Annotated in this window: 18 protein-coding genes; 8 read left to right on the top strand and 10 right to left on the bottom strand. The window is 68.2% G+C overall.

Features of this window, described 5'->3' with window-relative positions; translation table 11 throughout:
- Positions 1–3 precede the first annotated feature (3 nt).
- The 6 genes from AC3FMM_RS01650 (at position 4) to AC3FMM_RS01625 (ending at position 5,934) form a co-directional block, all read left to right on the top strand.
- Positions 4–1,941 (top strand): amidohydrolase, encoded by a 1,938-nt coding sequence (locus tag AC3FMM_RS01650; protein ID WP_115681752.1) that lies wholly within the window; start codon positions 4–6, stop codon positions 1,939–1,941.
- A gap of 39 nt (positions 1,942–1,980) precedes the next feature.
- Entirely contained in the window at positions 1,981–2,445 is a 465-nt protein-coding gene (locus tag AC3FMM_RS01645) for a DoxX family protein (protein WP_116313491.1), read from the top strand.
- 5 nt (positions 2,446–2,450) lie between these two features.
- Entirely contained in the window at positions 2,451–4,082 is a 1,632-nt protein-coding gene (locus tag AC3FMM_RS01640) for an MFS transporter (RefSeq protein ID WP_488686025.1), read from the top strand.
- A gap of 29 nt (positions 4,083–4,111) precedes the next feature.
- Positions 4,112–4,390 carry a XapX domain-containing protein gene (locus AC3FMM_RS01635; protein ID WP_115681754.1) on the top strand — a complete coding sequence of 93 codons (279 nt, stop codon included), beginning with the start codon at positions 4,112–4,114 and terminating at the stop codon, positions 4,388–4,390.
- Positions 4,377–5,483, top strand: a complete 1,107-nt coding sequence (locus AC3FMM_RS01630; protein ID WP_488686024.1) for a porin — start codon at positions 4,377–4,379, stop codon at positions 5,481–5,483. The genes AC3FMM_RS01635 and AC3FMM_RS01630 overlap by 14 nt, the downstream gene beginning before the upstream one ends.
- A gap of 67 nt (positions 5,484–5,550) precedes the next feature.
- Positions 5,551–5,934, top strand: a complete 384-nt coding sequence (locus AC3FMM_RS01625) for a response regulator transcription factor (protein ID WP_115712340.1) — start codon at positions 5,551–5,553, stop codon at positions 5,932–5,934.
- A gap of 70 nt (positions 5,935–6,004) precedes the next feature.
- On the opposite strand, the gene yddG is transcribed toward AC3FMM_RS01625, so the two are convergent.
- The 3 genes from yddG to AC3FMM_RS01610 all read right to left on the bottom strand — a co-directional run bounded on the left by yddG (position 6,005) and on the right by AC3FMM_RS01610 (position 9,316).
- Positions 6,005–6,928, bottom strand: a complete 924-nt coding sequence (yddG, locus tag AC3FMM_RS01620) for an aromatic amino acid DMT transporter YddG (protein WP_115681757.1) — start codon at positions 6,926–6,928, stop codon at positions 6,005–6,007.
- A gap of 106 nt (positions 6,929–7,034) precedes the next feature.
- Positions 7,035–8,645 (bottom strand): AMP-binding protein, encoded by a 1,611-nt coding sequence (locus AC3FMM_RS01615; RefSeq protein ID WP_488686023.1) that lies wholly within the window; start codon positions 8,643–8,645, stop codon positions 7,035–7,037.
- Positions 8,600–9,316, bottom strand: coding sequence for a TetR/AcrR family transcriptional regulator (locus AC3FMM_RS01610; protein ID WP_488686022.1), 717 nt, complete (start codon positions 9,314–9,316; stop codon positions 8,600–8,602). The genes AC3FMM_RS01615 and AC3FMM_RS01610 overlap by 46 nt, the downstream gene beginning before the upstream one ends.
- Before the next feature lie 148 nt (positions 9,317–9,464).
- On the opposite strand from AC3FMM_RS01610, the gene AC3FMM_RS01605 reads away from it, so the two are divergent.
- Positions 9,465–10,367 (top strand): crotonase/enoyl-CoA hydratase family protein, encoded by a 903-nt coding sequence (locus AC3FMM_RS01605; protein ID WP_414248333.1) that lies wholly within the window; start codon positions 9,465–9,467, stop codon positions 10,365–10,367.
- A gap of 201 nt (positions 10,368–10,568) precedes the next feature.
- Positions 10,569–10,979 carry a hypothetical protein gene (locus tag AC3FMM_RS01600; RefSeq protein WP_488686021.1) on the top strand — a complete coding sequence of 137 codons (411 nt, stop codon included), beginning with the start codon at positions 10,569–10,571 and terminating at the stop codon, positions 10,977–10,979.
- 13 nt (positions 10,980–10,992) lie between these two features.
- On the opposite strand, the gene AC3FMM_RS01595 is transcribed toward AC3FMM_RS01600, so the two are convergent.
- From AC3FMM_RS01595 to AC3FMM_RS01565, 7 genes are all read right to left on the bottom strand, one after another.
- The gene (locus tag AC3FMM_RS01595; RefSeq protein ID WP_488686088.1) at positions 10,993–12,537 is read right to left on the bottom strand and encodes an acetolactate synthase large subunit; all 1,545 of its coding nucleotides are present in this window, start codon (positions 12,535–12,537) and stop codon (positions 10,993–10,995) included.
- A gap of 71 nt (positions 12,538–12,608) precedes the next feature.
- On the bottom strand, positions 12,609–13,394 hold the full coding sequence (locus tag AC3FMM_RS01590; protein WP_488686020.1) for a GntR family transcriptional regulator: 786 nt from the start codon (positions 13,392–13,394) through the stop codon (positions 12,609–12,611).
- 182 nt (positions 13,395–13,576) lie between these two features.
- Positions 13,577–13,780, bottom strand: coding sequence for a CsbD family protein (locus tag AC3FMM_RS01585; protein WP_115681766.1), 204 nt, complete (start codon positions 13,778–13,780; stop codon positions 13,577–13,579).
- Between the two features lie 101 nt (positions 13,781–13,881).
- A complete protein-coding gene (locus AC3FMM_RS01580) occupies positions 13,882–14,490 on the bottom strand; it encodes a hypothetical protein (protein ID WP_115712331.1) in 609 nt (202 codons plus the stop codon).
- 310 nt (positions 14,491–14,800) lie between these two features.
- Positions 14,801–17,923 carry an efflux RND transporter permease subunit gene (locus AC3FMM_RS01575; protein ID WP_488686019.1) on the bottom strand — a complete coding sequence of 1,041 codons (3,123 nt, stop codon included), beginning with the start codon at positions 17,921–17,923 and terminating at the stop codon, positions 14,801–14,803.
- A gap of 13 nt (positions 17,924–17,936) precedes the next feature.
- Complete coding sequence (locus AC3FMM_RS01570; RefSeq protein WP_488686018.1) at positions 17,937–19,130, bottom strand: efflux RND transporter periplasmic adaptor subunit; 1,194 nt, start codon at positions 19,128–19,130, stop codon at positions 17,937–17,939.
- A 54-nt stretch (positions 19,131–19,184) separates the two neighbouring features.
- The gene (locus tag AC3FMM_RS01565; protein ID WP_488686017.1) at positions 19,185–20,543 is read right to left on the bottom strand and encodes a TolC family protein; all 1,359 of its coding nucleotides are present in this window, start codon (positions 20,541–20,543) and stop codon (positions 19,185–19,187) included.
- Positions 20,544–20,708 lie beyond the last annotated feature (165 nt).

The raw sequence follows: 20,708 nt of genomic DNA, 5'->3' as shown, positions 1-20,708 counted from the left end.
CTTATGTCAGTCACCCGCCGGCAATTCATCGCCTCCGCCGCCGCGCTCGGCGCGGCCGCCTCCTCGGAGATCTTCGCCATGTCACCAGGCACCCCCGACCTCATCCTCGTCAACGGCAAGTTCGCCACGCTCGACAAGTCCAACCCGCAGGCCGATGCCGTGGCCGTGCGCGACGGACGCTTTGTCGGCGTCGGCACGCGCCAGGACATCATGAAGCTGGCCGGGGCGCAGACGAAGGTCATCGACCTGAATGGCCGGCGGGCCATTCCCGGGCTGATCGACAGCCACATGCATATCATCCGCGGCGGCCTGAACTACAACATGGAGCTGCGCTGGGACGGCGTGCGCTCGCTGGCCGATGCGATGCGGATGCTGAAGGACCAGGTGGCGCGCACCCCCGCGCCGCAATGGGTGCGCGTGGTGGGCGGCTTCACCGAGCACCAGTTCGCCGAGAAGCGCCTGCCCACCATCGAGGAACTGAACGCCGTGGCGCCCGATACGCCGGTGTTCATCCTGCACTTGTACGACCGCGCCATCCTGAACGGCGCCGCGCTGCGCGCGGTGGGCTACAACAAGGACACGCCCAATCCGCCGGGCGGCGAGATCATGCGCGATGCGCGCGGCAACCCCACCGGCCTGCTGCTGGCCAAGCCCAACGCGACCATCCTGTACGCGACGCTGGCAAAAGGCCCGAAGCTGCCGCCGGAGTACCAGAAGAACTCGACCCGCCATTTCATGCGCGAGGTGAACCGGCTTGGCGTCACCGGCGTGATCGATGCGGGCGGCGGCTACCAGAACTACCCCGAGGACTACAGCATCATCGAGGAACTGCACAAGGAAGGCCAGCTGACGGTGCGGCTCGCCTACAACCTGTTTACGCAGAAGCCCAAGGAAGAGCTCAACGACTTCAAGTCCTGGAGCTCCCAGGTCAGGCCCGGCCAGGGCGACGACCTCTACCGCCACAACGGCGCCGGCGAGATGCTGGTCTACACCGCCGCCGACTTCGAGGATTTCCGCGTCGAGCGCCCCGAGATGGCGCCGTCGATGGAAGCCGACCTCGAGCCGGTGATCCGCCTGCTGGCGGAAAAGCGCTGGCCGTGGCGGATGCATGCCACCTATGACCAGACCATCTCGCGCGCGCTCGACGTCTACGAGAAGGTCGCCAAAGAGGTCCCGTTCGATGGCCTGAACTGGTTCTTCGACCACGCCGAGACCATTTCCGACCGCAACATCGACCGCATTGCCGCGCTGGGCGGCGGCATCGCCGTGCAGCACCGCATGGCGTACCAGGGCGAGTATTTCGTCGAGCGCTACGGCGCGCGCGCGGCCGAAGCGACGCCGCCGGTGAAGAAGATGCTGGAGAAAGGCGTCAAGGTCGGCGCCGGCACCGACGCCACGCGCGTGGCCTCGTACAACCCGTGGGTGTCGCTGTACTGGCTGACCACCGGCAAGACCGTGGGCGGCATGCCGATGTACCCGCAGGCCAACCTGCTCGACCGCGAGACCGCGCTGCGGCTGTGGACCGAGGCCAATACCTGGTTCTCGTCCGAAGTAGGCAAGAAGGGCCAGATCAAGGTAGGTCAGCTTGCCGACCTGGCGGTGCTGTCGGCCGATTACTTCAGCGTGCCGGGCGACGAGATCCAGGACATCGCCTCGGTGCTGACCATCCTCGGCGGCAAGGTGGTCTATGGCGACGGCGACTTCGGCAAGCTGTCGCCGCAGATTCCGCCGGCGATGCCGGACTGGTCGCCGGTGCGGCATGTGGGCGGCTACCAGCCGCGGCCGCAGGCACGCAAGCTGGCCATGAACACCGCGTGCGGATGCGCCAGCAGCTGCGGCGTGCACGGACACGCGCATGCCAGGGCCTGGACCGCGAGCGTGCCGACCGCGGACGAAAGCACCTTCTGGGGCGCACTCGGCTGTTCGTGCTGGGCGTTCTGATCCCAGCCACTTCCCCAACGCCCCACCCGGAGACCGGCCATGCCTGAACCGACTACCACGCTGACGCCGGCTTCCTCCGGCGCAGCCACACTCCCCATGCCGCGCTGGCTGCACTGGCTCGCGCTGCTGCTGCTGTGCGCGGCCTACCTGCAGGGCGGCCTGGTCAAGCTGGTCGACTTCCGCGGCGCGATCGCCGAGATGCAGCACTTCGGCCTGGCGCCGGCGGCGCCGATGGCGATCGCGACCATCGTGCTGGAGCTGGGCGCGTGCGCCATGATCCTGCTCGGCTGGCGCCGCTGGCTGGGAGCCCTGGCGCTGGCGGCGTTCACGCTGGCCGCGACCTTCGTCGCCAACCGCTTCTGGCAGGCACCGCCCGAGGCCAGGTTCATGATGGCCAACGCCTTCTTCGAACACCTGGGACTGGTGGGCGGCTTCCTGCTGGTGGCATGGCACGACCTGCGCGAACGTGCGCGGCGCACGCTTGCTGCGCAGGCGAACCGGTGACCCGCATGGCAGAACAAGCACTCCGCCCCCCGCCCACGCCCGCCGGTGGCGGCACCTTCGCGCCGCTGGCGCAGGCCACCTTCGCGGTGCTGTGGGCCGCGACCATCCTCGGCAACATCGGCAGCTTCATGCGCGACGTGGCCAGCGCGTGGCTGGCCACCGACCTCTCCACCTCGCCCGCCGCGGTCGCCACGATCCAGGCCGCGGCCACGCTGCCGGTGTTCCTGCTGGCGATCCCGGCCGGCGTGCTGTCCGACATCCTCGACCGCCGGCGCTTCCTGATCGCGGTGCAGGTGGGGCTGGCCATGGTCAGCGGCACGCTGATGGTGCTGGCCTGGCGCCAGGCGCTGACGATCGAGATCCTGATCGGCATGGCCTTCCTCGGCGGCATCGGCGCGGCAATGATGGGCCCGACCTGGCAATCGATCGTGCCGGAACTGGTGCCGCAGCAGGAGCTCAAGCGCGCGGTCGCGCTCAATGCGCTGGGCGTCAATATCGCGCGCGCGATCGGCCCGGCCGCCGGCGGCCTGCTGCTGGCGGCGTTCGGCGCGGCCACGACCTATGGCGTGGACCTGGTCAGCTATGTCTTCGTGATCGCCGCGCTGCTGTGGTGGAAGCGCCCGCAGCGCGCCGCCGACCCGTTGCGCGAGCATTTCCTGGGCGCGTTCCGCGCGGGGCTGCGCTTTACCCGCGCGCACAGCAAGCTGCATATCGTGCTGGCGCGCGCGGCCGTGCACTTCGCCTTCGGCAGCAGCATCTGGGCCTTGTTGCCGCTGGTGGCAAAGCAGCTGCTGCAGGGCGGCGCCAGCCTCTATGGCGTGCTGCTGGGCGCGGTCGGCCTCGGCGCGATCCTCGGCGCGCTGGTGATGCCGTGGCTGCAGCGGCGGCTCGACGCCGACGGCCTGGTGCTGCTGTCGGCCATCGTCACCGCCGTGGTGATGGCGGCGCTGTGCATCGCGCCGCCGGTGTGGGTGGCGCTGCCGCTGCTGCTGTTCCTTGGCGCCGCCTGGATCACCGCACTGACGACGCTGGGCGGCGTGGCGCAGGCGATCCTGCCCAACTGGGTGCGCGGCCGCGCGCTGGCGGTCTACCAGATGGTGTTCAACGGCGCGATGGCGGCGGGCAGCCTGGTGTGGGGCTTCGTGGCCCAGGCGCTGGGCATCTCCGGCGGGCTGCTGGTCGCCGCCGGCGGGCTGCTGGCCGCGGCGCTGCTGCTGCATCGGCTGCGCCTGCCGCGTGGCGAGGAAGACCTCGCACCGGCCCAGCACTGGCCGGAGCCGGAGGGCGCCGACGAGATCGCGCATGACCGCGGACCGGTGATGATCCTGATCGAATATTGCGTCCGCGCGGAAGACCGCGATGCCTTCCTGCGCGCGGTGCACAAGCTCTCGGAAGAACGGCTGCGCGACGGTGCCTTCAACTGGGGCGTGATGGAAGACCCGGCCGATCCGGAACTGCTGACCGAATGGTTCCTGGTCGAATCCTGGGCCGAGCACCTGCGCCAGCACCGCCGCGTGCCGCATGCCGATGCCGACCTGCAGCGCGAGATCACGCGCTTCCATGCGCGCGAGACGCCGCCGCGCGTGCGGCACCTGCTGGGCGTGGGCCTGCCGCCCGCGCCGTCGGCGACGCGCTGATTCGCCAACCTCGTCAGGAATCCGATTCCATGAAGCTCTACCTTGTCTCCCTGGCCGCCGGCATCCTCGTCGGCATCATTTACGCACTGATGCAGGTCCGCTCGCCGGCGCCGCCGGTGGTAGCGCTGGTCGGCCTGCTTGGCATGCTGATCGGCGAACAGGTGGTGCCGCCGATCAAGCGCATGCTTGCCGGCGAACCGGTGACGGCCGCGTGGTTCCACGCCGAGTGCATGCCCAAGATCACCGGAACCCCGGGTCCGACCCTGAACGCCGCCAGCAAGCCGCCCGCCGACGATGCCGCGAACTAGCCCGGCCCGTTGCGCGCTGCTGGGCACGTGCTGCGCCGTGCTGTGCGCGCCTGCGCTGGCGGCCGGCAGCGTCACCGTCTACGGCCGCCTGAACACGTCCCTCGAGTACAGCCGTGCCAGCACCGCGACCGACGGCACCGCCCTCGGCAGTGTCGTGCGCCTGAACAACAACCGCTCGGTATTCGGCCTGCGCGGCGAAGAAGACCTGGGCGGCGCGCTCAAGGCCGTGTGGCAGATCGAAAGCGCACTGTCGCTCGATTCCGGCCAGGGCCAGATCGCCAGCCGCAATTCGCGCATCGGCCTGCAGGGCAGCCATGGCCTGCTGTTCCTGGGCCACTGGCACACGCCTTACACCGAGGCGACCATGGGCTACGACCCGTACTATCCGACCACCGCCGGCTATATGGCGCTGATCGGCAACGGCTCGGCCTCGAGCACCGACAATGTCGAGAACACCAGCTCGTTCGACCGGCGCCAGAAGAACATCGTGCAGTACCGCACGCCGCCCTGGGCCGGCGTCAGCCTGTGGCTGGGCTGGGGCTTGCCGGAGGAGAAGACCACCGTCGTGCGCAATCCCGCGCTGTACTCGGTGGCGGCGGTCTATGAGCGCGGCCCGCTCAACGCGACCCTGGCCTGGGAACGCCACCAGCACTACCAGGCCGCCGGCCGCAACGACGACGCACTCAAGGCCGGCGTGGCGTGGCAGCTGCTGCCCGGCACGCGCCTGGCCGCGGTGGTCGAACACCTGCACTACCGCACCGATACCGGCGACCTGCAGCGCAATGCGTACTACGCCTCGCTGGTGCAGCAGATCGGGACCGGCAGCGTGCGCATCGGCGTGGCCTATGCGGCGAACGGCACCGGATCGTCGACGGATACCATCGGCTTCTTCCGCAGCGGCGCGCAAACCCACGCCACGCAGTTCACGGTCGGCTACGACTATCCGCTGTCGCGGCGCACCGCGCTGTATGCCTACTACAGCCGCATCGACAATGCCGACAACGCGATCTACGACTTCGCCATCAACGACCTCGGCGTCCGCGCCGGCGCCGATCCGCAGACGTTTGCGCTGGGGCTGCGGCACACCTTCTAGTGCCGCCCACGCAGCAAGGGGGCGTGCGTGACCCCTGCCACCGCGCACGCCTGTTCGAGGAGTTCGCGTGAATGCCACGCCCGTGATTGCCATCGTCGACGACGACGCCGCCGTGCGGCAGGCCATGGGGCGGCTGCTGCGCGCCTTCGACCTGGCCGTGGAGCTCTACCCCGGCGCGGCGGAGCTGCTGGCGTCGCCGTCGCTCGACGGCATCGACTGCGTGATCGCGGACGTGCAGATGCCGGGCATGAACGGCTTCGCGCTCTGCGCCGCGCTGCGCGCGCGCGGCCTGCGCATGCCGGTGATCTTCATGACGGCCTTCGACAAGCAGGGCTATGAAGCGCGCGCGCAGGCGGCAGGGGCGGCGTGCTTTATCGGCAAGCCGTTCGAGGATACCGAGATCATCCGGTGTATCGAGCGCGCGCTGGGGCTGCCGGGCCACACACGGTAGGCCGCGCACGCATCTCGATGCGCCATCGCTGCTCCGGCAGCCATCCTGGTGGTGCCGGTGCCCCGCTACGCTATGTCGCCTGGCTGGATCCGGCGGCTGTCGCGGCGCGCTCGCCCCTGCCGTGCGTGGCGAGCCAGCAAAGGATGGACCCCGCGACCACCATCGCCGCCCCCTTCCAGAACGCGAAGGACAGCGGCGCATGCAGCAGCGCCGCGGCCAGGGCGGCCGACAGCACCGGAATGAAATACGATGCACCGGCGAGCACGGTCACGTTGCCGTGCAGGATGCCGACGTTCCACGCCGCATAACCGAAGCCCATCGCGCAGGCCGCCAGGGCCAGGTAGACCACGCCCGCAACGCTGAACGCCATCGCTTCGCCGCCGGTGAACAGGTACTTGGCCCACAACGCGAGCGCGGTCAGCATGAAGAACAGCGTGACGGCGTTCTTGCCCTGGGCGATGCGGGCCGTGACGGTGCAATAGCCGGCCCAGATGACCGCGCCCGCGAAGGCCAGTCCGTAGCTGAGCGGGTTGTCGCGCACGTTGGCCGCCATGCCCGCCACATCCAGTCCCTGATCGCCGCCCAGTACCTGGCAGATCCCCAGGATAGCCACCAGCAATCCCGGCACGATCAGCCAGCCGGCCCGCTGCCGGTTGAACAGGATGGCGGCCAGCAAGGTGAAGCTGGGCCACAGGTAGTTGACCATGGCTACTTCGATCGCCTGCCTGCCGCTGTTGGCGTAGCCGATCGATAGCGACAGGCACAGCTCGTACGACACGAACAGCACGCTGCCCCAGACCAGGTAGGCGCGGGGCAATGCCCGCAGCCGGACGTGGCCCACCGAGACCCACAGCAGCACGGAGGCAACCGTGTACATCAGCGCGGCACCGCCCGTCGCGCCGAAGCTCTCGCTGACGCCGCGGATCAGGCCGACAATCGAGCTCCACAGGAGCACCGCGACGAGCCCGACCAGCGTTGCCTGTTTTCTTTGCATGCCTGCCATGGGATGAAGCTATCGATGGAATCGAAGGGGCATTACTTTACTTGATCGGCGGGACATCGATCCGGATGGTCTCAACCGCGCGCAAAGAACGCCAGCATCAATGTCCGAATTCGGCAAGGCTGCCGGCCTGCGCCAGCTCCCGGAGGCGAAACTTCTGGACCTTGCCGGAGCCGGTCATCGGAAACTCACTGCAGCGGAACCAGCGGGTGGGGACTTTGTGCGGGGCCAGTTGAAGGCGAAGGAACTGGCGGAGCGCATCCTGCTCGGGGATGCCGCCTTCACGAAACGTGATCGCTACGGCGACCACTTCGCCCCATTTCTCGTCCGGGAGGCCAAAGACCGCAGCCATCGCGACCGCCGGATGCTCGATCAGGCGGGCCTCGACTTCCGCGGGGTAGATGTTCTCCCCGCCACGGATGATCATGTCCTTCAGTCGCCCGGTGACGCGCAGGTAGCCGCGTTCATCCATCGTTCCCAGGTCGCCCGTTCGCAACCAGCCGTCTGCCGAGAATGCCGCGGATGTCGCCTCCGGCATATTGAAGTAACCGAGCATGCATTGATAGCCGCGGGCCTGGATTTCCCCTTCCTGGCCGGTCGCGACCGTGCCCGAACCTGCCGGGTCCGCGATCCGCACTTCGACCTGCGGCAGCGGGTAGCCTGCCGTGTTCGCCTTGTCCTTCTGGCTGTCGGCCGGCGACGACTGGCAGATGATCGGGCTGGCCTCGGTCTGCCCATACACCGTAATGAGGTCGCAGCCGAACTCGCGCTCGATACGCCGCAGCAGTTCCGGCGGAACCGGCGCCCCGCCGGAACTCGCCACCTTCAGGCTGCCCAGGTCCACCGCGCCGCGACCGGGATGCTCCAGCATGGCAACGAGCATGGTGGGCACGCCGAACAGGAAATCGCAGCGCTCCCGCTCGATGGCCGCGAGCACCAGGGCTGGCTCGAACATCAACGGCAGCACATAGGTCGAGCCGGTGGTAATGGCACCCAGGGAACTCAGTACAGCGCCTGCCGTATGGAAGAGCGGCATCGGGCTCATCAGTATCGACCCGCTCATGCCAGCCCGTGCGGCGACGTAGGCGGCGTTGGTGACCAGGCCGCGATGATGCAGCAGCGCGCCCTTCGGCTGGCCGGTCGTTCCCGAGGTGTACTGGATTTGAGCCGGATCCGTCGGCAGGACCGTCGGTAGCTCAGCGTCCGACCTGCATGTCAGAACCTCGCCATGCCAGTCAGACAAGCAGAATCGCTCACGCACGCAGTCCGCTACCTCGGCGGCGATCGCGGACATGTCGGTGCCCCTGAATTCTGCCGTGTGGAGCAGCCCGCTGGCCTGGGACTGCGTCAGCACATAACGAAGCTCGGCGGCACGCAGCCCGGGATTCGCGGTCACGAGCACCAGCCCCGCAAGCGCGGTGCCGTACTGCAGGATCACCCACTCCGGGACATTCGGCGCCCACAGGCAAACCCTTTCGCCAGGCTCGAAGCGGGTCAGCAGCCAGCGTGCGCAGCGTTCCGCATCGCGCATGAGGTCAGCGTAGCTCCAGCGCCGCGCGGTACCGGACGCGCCAGTGAGGGATTGCTGACCGGGCACTGTCACTTCCACCAGGGCCGTTCTGTGCGGGTGGCGTATTGCGGCGGCCCGCAGGGCATCGCCGGTGGTCATATCGAGAATCGGCACCGAGGTGTCCGGGGCGATATAGGACAAGGCGAGGTCAGCAAGTCGGGGCAAGGTGTCGTCTCCAGTAGTAATTTTGTGGCCTGAATCCAGTGGCCAATCAACTGCTGCCGTCTGACAGGACTGCCGCGCAACACGCCGGACAGCGCCAGCCCCCTGAGAAACTCGATCGTCATTGCCATCACGGAGGCTTGCATCGGACTGCTGTCCGATGCGTCGAACAGCGATTTCATGACGCGCTCGCTGTCCTTGCGCGCGCGACGCTCCGCCTCTGCCAGAGTCGCTCTCAGCTCAGGATCCGTACGGGAGACCGCCCATAGTTCCAGCTCCGCGAGATACGAAGGCTGGACCGAGGCAATCGCCAGCACGCGGATCGCGCGCTCGACCACATCCCTGGTGCCTTCGAGCTTCGCCAGGCTCGCCAGCACCGCTTCCTCGTTGCGCCTGACCAGCCCCTCCACGGTTGCCGACAGCAGGGACGCATGCGTCGGAAAGTGATGAAGCAAGGCGCCGCGGCTGACGCCGGCGCGACGCTGGACTTCCAGCGTGGTGGCCCGTGCGGTGCCTTGCTCGATCACGATGGTCACGGCTGCGTCGAGGATGCGTTCGCGCATCCCCGATGGCGTTTCCTTGCCGGCGTCGTCATTGGCCTTGGCAGACTTGCTGGTGCGTGCCCCGCGCGGGCGAACGGTATCTTTCATAGGACGGAGATTACGAACAGTCAGAATTGACTGTCAACATAGCACAATCCCTGATCAGTCAATACTGACTGTCAGCAACAGTCAGCATTGACTGCCACGGCTCCGGCTTCCTAGAATGGATTCACTCATATCCAGAAAGGAGCCAGCCATGCCTAACTTCGGTACCGTCCAGATTCAGCCGGATGCGCGCAACCCGCGCATTGCGCGGCTCTTGCTGAACCGGCCCGAGCGTCTCAATGCCATCACCGAAGGCATGCCGCGGGACATCCGCTGCGCAGTCGAATGGGCGAATGAGAACGATGAGATTCACGTGATCATTGTCGAGGGCGCGGGCAAGGGCTTCTGCGGCGGCTACGACTTGGCCGCTTCCGCACAGACCTTGCGAGATCAGCCGTGCCAGCAAGAGAAGTACCCGTGGGACCCGATGCTCGACTATCGCGCAATGAAAGGCTTTACCGAAGACTTCATGAGCCTATGGCGCAGCCCCAAGCCGACCATTGCCCAGGTGCATGGCGCGGCCGTGGCCGGCGGCAGCGATATCGCGCTGTGCTGCGACCTGCTTGTCATGGCAGACGATGCACGCATCGGCTATATGCCGACGCGCGTCTGGGGATGCCCGACCACGGCCATGTGGACCTACCGCCTGGGCTTTGCGCGGGCGAAGCAGATGATGTTCACCGGCAATGTACTGGACGGGCGCACCGCCGCCGCCTGGGGGCTCGCCAACGCTTCCGTTCCCGTGGCGGAGTTGGACCGCCACACCTTCGAGCTCGCCGAGCGCATTGCCGGCGTGCCGGGCAGCCATCTCGCCATGCACAAGATGGTCGTCAACCAGGTCATGCTGACGATGGGCCTGGAGCAAAGCCAGACCATGGCGACTCTCTTTGACGGCATCACGCGCCACAACCCTGAAGGTCTCTGGTTCCGTCGCTACGCCCAGGAAGCAGGGTTCAAGGCGGCGGTCGCATGGCGGGACAGCGGGCAGCCGATCCCGGAAGGCGATGAGGCACGGGCCCTGATCCGGCAGATGGAAGCTCGCCGCGAGGCTTGAAGGCGCCTGTCCCACCAATCTGCCGGTGGTCGATGCAAGTCTGTCTTTCGGCAGTACGAACCCGTACCCGAAAGCTCGAAGCATGGGCCTTCGCACTGGTACGGCCGCTTCAGGCGTGGGGCACGACGCCGCGCAGCGTTTTCATCGCTAGAATGGACCCACGGATGCAGCGCCACGCGTTGCTCCGCCCCCGGAGCCGGCATGGAACCCCTCTCTTTTGAATTCGTCACCGTCGAGGAAGCCAGGAAGATCCTGGACGGCGAGCCGCCGGTGCAGGCCGCGCCGGACTGGAGCGAGCTGCGGCGTGCGCCGTCGCCAGAGGATGCGGCGCTGTCGGACGTGGCCATGCGCTGGCTGGTGTCGCTGCCGGCCGGGGCGCGCCCGCTGGTGCTGTGCCGCCGCTATCCGCGCATCGGCAACCAGTTGGCGGCGCTGGCCGCCAATCCGGCCGCGCTGCATGCCTTCCTGGTCGAGCTGCTGATCGACAAGCGCGGCGGGCGGCAGGGTTTTCCGGAGGGCATCGCGCTGGAGCTTTCGCGCCTGCATGAATACGTGGTGCAGCAACTGCCCGGCGCCAACGAGGCGCCGGGGTGGCCGGACCTGACCGACTGAAACGCGCGACTGACTAGATCACCAGCTCGATCACGAACGGCCCCTTGCGCGCATTGGCCATGCGGAACAGGTCGGCAAAGCGCTCCATGTCGGTGGCCTGCGCGCCTTCCACGCCCATGCCGCCGGCCAGCTTGACCCAGTCCAGGTCCGGGTTGCCAATGTCGAGCATGTCCAGCGCGGTCTTGCCCGGGTTGGCGCCGACGCCGGCCAGTTCGCCCAGCAGGATGGCGTACTTGCGGTTGGCCAGCACCACCACGGTCACGTCGAGCTGTTCTCGCGCCATGGTCCACAGCGATTGCAGGGTGTACATGGCCGAGCCGTCGGCCTGCAGCGCCACCACGCGCCGGCCGGGCGCCGCGACGGCCGCGCCGAGCGCCAGCGGCAGGCCAGCGCCGATGGCGCCGCCGGTCAGCTGCAGCCAATCGTGCGGTGCCGCGTGCACCGTGCCGGGATAGAACGCACGGCCGAAGCTGACGCTCTCTTCCACCACGATGGCCTGCTCGGGCAGCAGCGCGGTGAGCGTGCGCGCCACCGCCTCGGAGGTGACCGCGCCGCGCGCGGGCTCCACCGGCGCGGGCGCGGCGGCGGCGGGCAGCGGCGCCTGGCGCGCGCCGAGTTCATCGGCCAGCCGCGCCAGCGCTTCGGCCAGGTCTTCTTCCGGGCGGGCCAGCACATGCACCGCGGCGTCCTCCGGATACGGGCGCGGCGACTTGCCCGGGTAGGCGAAGAAGGTCACCGGTGCCGGCGCGCCGACCAGGATCACGTTGCGGATGCCGGCCAGCTTGTCGCGCGCGGCATCGCCGGAATACGGCACGCGGTCCAGCGCCAGGCGCCCGCGCCCGCGCGCCACGCGCGCATTGGACATGGGCGAAATCAGCCGCGCGCCGGTGGCCACGGCAATGCGGTGCGCGTCGGCCAGCGGCGCCTCGCGCAGCGCGCTGCCGGCCAGCACGATCAGCGTCGGCTGGCCCGAGCGCAGCACGCGCGCAGCCTGCTGCACGGCGTCCGGCGAGACCCTGGGAACCGGCAGCGGAGGCAACGGTGCCGCCACCACGCCGCCCGCATCCCAGCACACGTCGGACGGCAGGATCAGGCTGGCGACGCCGCCCGGCGCGGTGCAGGCAGCCTGCACCGCGGCCGAGGCATCGGCCCCCACCGAAGCCGCCCGCGTGGCGGTGCGCGTCCACACCGAGACCGGCCGGGCCCAGCCTTCGGTATCGGCGGTGAGCGGCGCGTCCAGCGGCCGGTGATAGGTGGCCTGGTCGCCGATGAGGTTGACCACCGGCGTCTGCGCGCGGCGCGCGTTGTGCAGGTTGGCCAGCCCGTTGGCCAGCCCGGGGCCGCAATGCAGCAGCGTGGCGGCGGGCTTGCCGGCCATGCGCGCGTAGCCGTCGGCCGCGCCGGTGACCACGCCCTCGAACAGCCCCAGCACGCAGCGCATGCCGGGAATGCGGTCCAGCGCCGCGACGAAATGCATCTCGCTGGTGCCGGGGTTGGCAAAGCAGGTGTCCACGCCATTGGCCAGCAGGGTCTTGACCAGGCTCTCGGCGCCGTTCATCGGTTGTGCGTTGTCCATCAGGGGTCCGGTGGTTGGAGGGTTGGCTGGAGGGTTGGCTTGGGGCCGGTCAGTCATGCCGGATGCGGGCGCGCGGCCAGCAGGTCAAAATCCAGGCAGACGAACTCGGTCGGGAATTCAATGCGGGCAAAATAGACAATGCGCTCCACGTCCGCCGCGGTGGCCGACGGCACGCAGGCAAAGCGGCGCAGTTCGGCCACCGGCGCACCCACCGCCAGTGCCAGCGCGGCCGCCGATTCGGCGCCGGCCGCGACGATCGACAGCCGCTGCCGCGCCGTGCTGACCGACAGGCCGGGAAAGCGGTCGAGCACCGGCACCGACGCGCCGTGGCGGAAGGCCTCGGGGTCGCGCGCGAACATATCCGCCTCGATATAGACCTCGCCCACGGCGAAGGGGCGTCCGTCGAGGCGGTGCAGCCGGCGCAGGAAGTGGTAGGCCGGTGCGCGTGCGCCGCTGCAGGGCATGCCCAGATCCTCGGGCAGCGGCACCTTGCCGGCCGACTCGACCATGGCTTCGGTGTCGAGCTGCGCGCCGACGGCGACGGCCTCGTCCCAGCTGGTCGACAGCGACACCTGACGCCGCGCCTGGCACGGCGCCTTGACGAAGGTGCCGCGCCCGCGCGCGCGCTCCAGCAGCCCTTCTTCGTCGAGCATCGACAGCGCATGGTGCATGGTCATGCGCGCCACGCCGTACTGGCGGCACAGCTGCTCCAGCGACGGTATGCGCGCCCCCTGGCGCCACGCGCCGCTTTCGATCTGGCGGCGAAAGATGGTGGCCAGCTGCAGGTAGACCGGCTGGCGGCTGCGGGACAGCAGTTCGCTGGAAAGAGGTTCCGGCATGGACGGGAGCCCGGTGCCGGGCAGATTGCGGCGCCGGCGGATGCCGGCGGGTGATGGGGGGACAGTATAAAAAGTCTATATATGTAGACTACTAGGGTTTACCTTGGCTCCTTTGGCTTTTGAGCCGTCTGGCCCCAAAAAAAAGCGCCCGCAGGCGCTTTGCAAGACCGTTGTACGGCGTCTTACCACCGCACATCCCGTTCCCATGCCTTCATCTCTTCCTCGGCCTGCTCCTTGGTGTAGCCATAGCGCTCCTGGATGCGGCCGGCGAGCTGGTCGCGCTTGCCGTTGATCTGCGTGATGTCGTCGTCGGTCAGCTTGCCCCACTTCTCCTTGACCTTGCCCTTGGCTTGTTCCCACTTGCCTTCGATCTGATCCCAGTTCATCGCTTGCTCCTTGATGTCATGGCAAGGGGGCGCGGCAGCGTCCCCTTGCGAGTGGTGCGGTGTACGACCCGCCCCCGCGGGGCAGGCCGTGCTGAAGCGGCTTACTTGCCGTACTTGGCCTTCACGTCGGCCTGGCACTTGTCCTTGGACTCGCCGGACAGTGCGTCGCAGCGTTCCTTGTCGGCCTTGTAGGCGGCGTCGGTGGTGTCCTTCTTCGCATCGGCGCGGGCTTCCGCCACGTCGGCGCGCGAACCGGTCGCGGCGGCCTTGTCGACCTTGGCGGCGGTCAGGGCTTTTTCATGCGCAGCCTTGGCGTCCTTCTTGCAGACGTCCTTGTCGTTGCCCTTCTTGTCGTCGCACATTTCCTTGGCGACGTCATAGTCGCGGTCGGCCTTGGTCTTCTCGGCCTTGGCCATGGACTTTTGCGTGCCGTCGCGGCGGGCCTCGGCCTGGGCCTTGGCAACATCGCGGTCGCGCTTGGCCTCGGCCTTGCAGACGTCCTTGGCGTTGTCCTTCATGCCGTCGCACTTGGCGGAGGCAGCCTTGTAGTCCGCGTCGGCCTGCTTCACCGCGGCGTCATAGTCGGCCCTTGCGCCGGTTGCAGCCGTTCCGGCCGTCGTTGCCGGTGCCGTCGTCTGCGCCAGGGCAAAGCCTGCCGGGGCGGCAACCATCATTGAACACACTGCTGCGGTCAGCCATTTCTTCATCATGTCGAGCTCCTTTCCGGGTGATTGCGTAAGGGTACGCATGAGAGGCCGGCGGCTATGCTGCTGGCCATGCCGTATGTACAGAGTAGGCCCGGGGGGATGGGGTCAGCAGGCGTTGGGCTCCGAAAGGAACGTCAGACTATTCCGACATAGATTCGCGCGCTGCACATGCCTGGCGATATCGGCTTCGCCGGGCTTGTGGATTGCGCCTCGCCATGAAAAACGCCGCCCACTGCGGGGCGGCGCCGCGCATCGCCATGTCTGCGATGCCAGACAGGCTGCGCGAGGCAAGGGCTCTCGCGCGGCGCTGTCATCAGCCTGAAATCGAAGGCGTGATCCGGTTCTCGTCGGGCGCCGCGCCCTCCTCGTCCGGCCAGTTCCGGCCCACCATCCATTCATAGAGCGTCGGCAGCACGATCAGCGTCAGCACGGTCGCGGTGATCAGCCCGCCGATGATCACGATGGCCAGCGGACGCTGCGTCTCCGAGCCGATGGCGCGCGAGACCGCCATCGGGAACAGGCCCAGCATAGCCAGCAGCGCCGTCATCAGCACCGTGCGCAACCGGTCCATCGACCCGGTCAGCACGGCCTGGCGCACCGGCATGCCCTCTTCGCGCAGCTGGTTGAAGTAGGTCACCATCACCACACCGTTGAGCACCGCCTGGCCGAACAGCGCGATAAAGCCGATCGCCGCCGACACCGACAGCGGGATGCCGGTCAGCAGCAGCGCAAACACGCCGCCGATCAGCGCGAACGGGATATTCGAGATGATCAGCGTGGCGCTCTTGAACGACTTGAACGCATTGAACAGCAGCAGGAAGATCACCAGCACCGACAGCGGCACCACGATCGACAGCCGCGCCATGGCGCGCTCCTGGTTCTCGAACTCGCCCGACCAGCTGATCTTGACGTCGTCGGCCCTGACATTCTTTGCCACCAGCTTCTGCATGTCCTTGACCACGCTGCCCATGTCGCGGTCATGGATGAAGATGCCGATCGAGGTGGTGCGCTGGCCGTTCTCGCGACTGATGTTCATGGCGCCGGAGGCCGCGCGGAAGCTCACCAGCTGCGACAGCGGCACCTGCGCGCCGTCGGCGGTCTGCATGAAGATATTGGGCAGGTTGGGCAGCGCGCGTTCCGACGGTTTCAGGCGCACCGCCACGCTGAAGTGCTTCTCGCCCTCCCACAGCTCGGTCGCGGCCTTGCCGGCCAGCGCGGTTTCCATCAGGTCCTGCACGTCGGCCACGTTGATGCCGTAGCGCGCGGCCTGGGCGCGGTCGAATTCCAGCACGTACTGCGGCAGCTCGCCGTCGCGGTCGATAAAGGCGCGCATCACGCCCTTGACCGACTGCACGTTGGCCAGGATCTGGTCGGCCACCTTCTTGTTCTGCTCGAGGCTGTCGCTCTGCACCTTGATCACGATCTGGCCCTTGATCTGCGAGATGCTCTCGAGGATGTTGTCCCGCACCGGCTGCGAGAAATTGGGCTCGATGCCGGGCAGCCGGCGCAGGTTGCGGTCGATCTCGCCGATGATGGCGCGCTTGTCCAGGCCGGCGCGCCACTGCTTCTCGGGCTTGAGGTCGACCAGGATCTCGACGGTGTTGATCAGCTTGGGATCGGTGCCGTCGTCGGGGCGGCCCACCTTGGAGATGGTGGTGTTGACCTCCGGCGTCCGGCGGATCACGCTGCGCAGCAGCCGCGCCTGGTCGCGCGCCTCGTCGATCGAGACCGAGGCCGGCAGGTCGAAGCTGACCCACATCGAGCCCTCGTCCAGCTCGGGCAGGAACTCGCTGCCGAGCAACTTGCCCGCCCCCACGGTCACCACCAGCAAGCCCAGCGCCGCGCCCACCACCAGCTTCTTGTGGCCCAGCGCCCAGGCCAGCATCGGTTCGTAGAGCCGCTTGCAGTGGCGCACCAGGAAGTTGTCGTCGTGCGCGATGTTCTTCCTGAGCAGCAGGTGGCACAGCAGCGGCACCAGCGTCAGCGACAGGATCAGCGAACCGATCAGCGCGCCCGTCACCGTGTACGCCATCGGCGCGAAGATCTTGCCCTCGTGCCGCTGCAGCGTAAAGATCGGGATGTGCGCCGCGATGATGATGACCATCGAGAACACGGTCGGGCGGCCCACCTCGGTGGTGGCCTGCAGGATCGCATGCAGCCGCGCGCGGCTGTCCTGGATCTGCTGCGCCTTGAGCTCGCCCAGGCGCTTGAAGATGTTCTCGACCACGATCACCGCGCCGTCGACGATGATGCCGAAGTCCATCGCGCCCAGCGACAGCAGGTTGGCCGGAATCCCGACCCAGGTCAGGCCGATGAAGGTGGACAGCAGCGCCAGCGGAATGATCAGCGCCACGATCGCCGCGGCGCGCACGTTGGCCAGGAACAGGTACAGCACTGCCATCACCAGCAGCGCGCCCTCGACCAGGTTGCCGAACACCGTATGCAGGGTCTTGTCGATCAGCGTGGAGCGGTCGTAGTACGGCACGATCTTCACGCCCTTGGGCAGGATCTGGTCGTCCAGCAGATCGATCTTCTGCTTCAGCGCCTCCAGCACCAGCGACGGGTTCTCGCCCTTGCGCATCACCACGATGCCCGAGACGATATCCTCTTCGTCGTCCTGCCCCATCAGGCCCTGCGGCGGCGCGCTGCCGACGCGCACCTCGGCGATGTCCTTGACCAGGATCGGGGTGCCGTTGTTCTCGGCCACCACCACGTTGGCGATATCGGCCGAGGTGCGGAAGCTGCCCAGCGAGCGCAGCAGGAACTGCTGCCGCCCGTGCGCGACCGCGCCGCCGCCGGCATTCGAGTTGGCGCGCTGCAGCGCGGTGAACAGCTGCGACAGCGAGATCTTGGCGTCGCGCATGCGCGCGAGGTTGGGGTTGACCTCATACTGCTTGATGGTGCCGCCGATGGTCACCAGGTCGGCCACGCCCGGCACCTGGCGCAGGTTTTTCTCGACCACCCAGTCCTGCAGCGTGCGCAGCTCCTGCGGCGTATAGCCCTTGCCGGTCAGGCGGAAGCGGTAGATCTCGCCGATCGCAGTGGACAGCGGCGCCAGGTCCGGATGCACGCCGTCGGGCAGGTCAACGCTGCGCAGGCGCTCCAGGATCTGCTGGCGCGCGGCCACGTCGGTCGCCTTGTCGTTGAAGGTCACCATCATGAACGACAGGCCGAACTGCGTGTGCGAGAACACCCGCACCGCGTTGGGCGTGCCGGCCAGCGCGGTCTCGATCGGGATCGTGACCTGGCGCTCCACCTCTTCGGCGGCGCGGCCCGGGTACAGCGTGATGACGTTGACCTGGATGTCGGAGACATCCGGGAAGGCTTCGATCGGCAGGTTCTTGAACGCGGCGATGCCGCCACCGACGAAGAGGATCAGGCCCAGCCAGACAAAGAGCTTCTGGTGCAGGGCAAAGCTGACGATACGCGAAATCATGTGGCGATCGTCCTCAACGTTTTTCCGCCGCGCGCGCCGCGTTGACCGCGGTGGCATCGCGCAGGATGTCCTGCAGGTAGAGGTTGCCTTCGCTGACCACGGTCTCGCCGTCCTTCACGCCCTCGAGCAGTTCGGTGGTGCCGGGCAGCGTCACGCCCACGCGCACCTGGCGACGCTCGAAGGTGTTGGGCGCAGTGCGCACGAACACATAGTTGCGGTTGTCGGCCAGGAACACCGCCTTGGACGGCACCGCGATGCCTTTGAACGATGCCGCCGGCAGCCTGGCGGTAACGAACATCTCCGCCTTCAGGCGGCGTTCGGGATTGGGCACGTTCAGCCGCACCTTGATGCTGCGCGCGGTCGGATCGACATAGTCGGCAATCTTGACCACGGTGCCGGCAAAGGTCTCGCCGGGCCAGGCGGCGGTGGTCAGCTGCACCTCGACGCCGGGCCTGAACAGCTTCAGGTCGGCCTCGCCCGCATCGACCTGCGCCCACAGCGTGGTCGGGTCGGTCACCAGGAACAGCGGCGCGGCGGGAGGCTGGTCGGGGCGCAGCTCCATGCCGAGGTTGATGTTGCGCTCGACCACCAGGCCGTCGATCGGGCTGCGCAGCGCGAAGCGCTGGTTGACGCCATCCGGGCCTGCCGCGGCCGCGCCGTACTGGCTCAGCGCCGCCCGGGTGCGCTGCAGGTCCGCCGCGGCGCGCGCGGCATCGGCCTGGGCCTGCTCCAGTTCTTTCTGCGCGATGATGCCGGCGCCATACAGCTCGCGCTGGCGCGCCAGCGCCTTGGCCGCGACCGCGCTGTCGGCGGCGGCCTTGCGCGCATCGGCCTGGGCCACGCCGAAATCCGGCGAGGTCAGCATCGCCAGCGGCTGGCCGGCCTTGACGGTGGCGCCGGGCTGCACCAGCACCTCGGTCACGCGCCCGGCAAACGGCGTCGCCACACGCACGGTCTTGTCTTCGTTCCACACTAGCCGGCCGGGCAGGCTCAGCATGCGCTCGCCGCCGGTGGTGGCGGCCTCGCCGGCGATGCCGGGTAGCGTCTTCACGCTAGCGGGGAACTGGATGGTGTTGCCGCTGACCTTGGGATCATCATCGGCCTTGGGGGCTTCGGATTTGCCGCAAGCGGCCAGCGCGAGCGCGCACAACGACATCGCCAACAGGGCGGAAATGCGGGCCGGCGAGGCGGCGCTGGGGAATGACATGCGGCGGGACATGCGTGACAGGAAAGACATGAAGGGGATCGCGGGAACGGCGGTTCAGGGACGCGCGGGCGTGGCGGCAGTGCGGGCCGGCGCCGCGGTGGTCGAGGTCTGCAGCGCAGCGCGGTACGCCGACAGTGCCTTGGCGTATTCGCCCTGCGCCGCCACCGCATCGAGCCGGGTCTGGCGCAGCGCGCGGCGCGCATCGAGCAAATCGAGCACACCGGTGGCGCCCTTGCTGTAGGCGAACTCCGCGCTGCCAGCAACGCTTTCCGCGGCGGGCAGCACTTCATCACGCATCTGCCGCAGCGACTGGCGCGCGGTTTCCAACTGGCTGCGCAGCCGGTCGATTTCGTTGCCGGCTTCCAGCATCACGCGGTTGCGGTCGTCGAGCGCGGCGTAGTAATCGACCTCGGCGCGGCGCGCCTCGCCGCCGTTGCTGTGGCGCACCGGCAGCGGGATCGACAGGAACACGCCGAAGCTGTTGCCGGAGCCATAGTTGTTGCTTGGCGAGGTCGGATAGTGCTCGGCCTGCGCGCCGATGGTCACGTCGGGCACGCGACCGGCTCGCGCCAGGTCGCGCGACGCCGCGGCGGCGGCCAGGCGCGCCTCGGCGGCGGTCACGTCGGGGCGGCGCTGGAGCGTGTCAGGGTCCGGCGGCGGCACGGCGGCATCGAGCGCCGGCCAGTCAGCCACCAGCCGGTTGTCGGCGAGCGTGCCGGGCACGCCCATCGCCTGCGCCAGCAGGGCCTTGTCGCGGTAATGGTCGGTGATGGCCTGGCGCATATCGCTCTGCGCGCGCAGCGCGTCCAGCTGCAGCTTGGTCACGTCGGCGCGCGCCACGTCGCCGGCCCGGAGGCGCGTCTCGCTGGCCTGGCGGGTGCGCTCGTACAGCGCCAGCGTTTCGCGCAGCACGGCGACGCGTTCCTGGCTGGCCAGGGCATCGAAGTAGGCCTGCTCCACCATGCCGGCCTGTTGCGCCACCACGGCCTGCACCACTTCGCCGGCGGCGGCGCTGGCCTTGCGCGCGGCGTCGACGCGCAGGTTGCCCTTGTTGGCCGTCTCGATCAGCTGGTCCACGCGCACCGTGGAATCCACCGTCTTGCTGCGCAGGTTGCCCGCGCCGACGCCGGCATGCGGGTTGATGTTCTCCACGCCCAGGCTCAGCACGGGATTGGGGCGCTGCGACGCGATCTGGACATCGGCCTGGCTGGCTTCCACGCCACGGCGCGCGGCGATGATGGTGCGGTTGCAGCGCAACGCGCCAAGGCGCACCTGGGCCAGGGTCAGCGCAGCACCAGCGGGTGGCGGCGCGCACGGGCCATCGGCCGGTGCGGCTTGGGTCGAATCCGCGGAGTTTGCGGAAGATTGCGGATCGGTGGGACGTTCGGCAGCCAGGCTCGCTACGGCCGCCAATACCAGCAGGGAACCTGCGGCAATACGGGATAAGGCAAAAGGCACGGTCAGTCAGGCTCGGTTCGAAAACGGTCTGCGGTTAAACGACCGTGCCCGCCCAACGGTTCACAGCCAGCGCAAAAAATCATCCTGCGCCACCGTCCGCGATGCGGTTGCGCGGCGTGG

It is taken from the genome of Cupriavidus sp. 207A1 (genome assembly GCF_057798955.1).
The sequence above is the reverse complement of the archived record's forward strand: the minus strand, read 5'-3'. Positions and strand labels throughout refer to the sequence as shown.

Coding starts and splice junctions, on each gene's coding strand:
- AC3FMM_RS01650 (WP_115681752.1), top strand. CDS start 4: ATGTCAGTCACCCGCCGGCAATTCATCGCCTCCGCCGCCGCGCTCGGC.
- AC3FMM_RS01645 (WP_116313491.1), top strand. CDS start 1,981: ATGCCTGAACCGACTACCACGCTGACGCCGGCTTCCTCCGGCGCAGCC.
- AC3FMM_RS01640 (WP_488686025.1), top strand. CDS start 2,451: ATGGCAGAACAAGCACTCCGCCCCCCGCCCACGCCCGCCGGTGGCGGC.
- AC3FMM_RS01635 (WP_115681754.1), top strand. CDS start 4,112: ATGAAGCTCTACCTTGTCTCCCTGGCCGCCGGCATCCTCGTCGGCATC.
- AC3FMM_RS01630 (WP_488686024.1), top strand. CDS start 4,377: ATGCCGCGAACTAGCCCGGCCCGTTGCGCGCTGCTGGGCACGTGCTGC.
- yddG (WP_115681757.1), bottom strand. CDS start 6,928: ATGCAAAGAAAACAGGCAACGCTGGTCGGGCTCGTCGCGGTGCTCCTG.
- AC3FMM_RS01610 (WP_488686022.1), bottom strand. CDS start 9,316: ATGAAAGATACCGTTCGCCCGCGCGGGGCACGCACCAGCAAGTCTGCC.
- AC3FMM_RS01605 (WP_414248333.1), top strand. CDS start 9,465: ATGCCTAACTTCGGTACCGTCCAGATTCAGCCGGATGCGCGCAACCCG.
- AC3FMM_RS01600 (WP_488686021.1), top strand. CDS start 10,569: ATGGAACCCCTCTCTTTTGAATTCGTCACCGTCGAGGAAGCCAGGAAG.
- AC3FMM_RS01595 (WP_488686088.1), bottom strand. CDS start 12,537: ATGAACGGCGCCGAGAGCCTGGTCAAGACCCTGCTGGCCAATGGCGTG.
- AC3FMM_RS01590 (WP_488686020.1), bottom strand. CDS start 13,394: ATGCCGGAACCTCTTTCCAGCGAACTGCTGTCCCGCAGCCGCCAGCCG.
- AC3FMM_RS01585 (WP_115681766.1), bottom strand. CDS start 13,780: ATGAACTGGGATCAGATCGAAGGCAAGTGGGAACAAGCCAAGGGCAAG.
- AC3FMM_RS01580 (WP_115712331.1), bottom strand. CDS start 14,490: ATGATGAAGAAATGGCTGACCGCAGCAGTGTGTTCAATGATGGTTGCC.
- AC3FMM_RS01575 (WP_488686019.1), bottom strand. CDS start 17,923: ATGATTTCGCGTATCGTCAGCTTTGCCCTGCACCAGAAGCTCTTTGTC.
- AC3FMM_RS01570 (WP_488686018.1), bottom strand. CDS start 19,130: ATGTCATTCCCCAGCGCCGCCTCGCCGGCCCGCATTTCCGCCCTGTTG.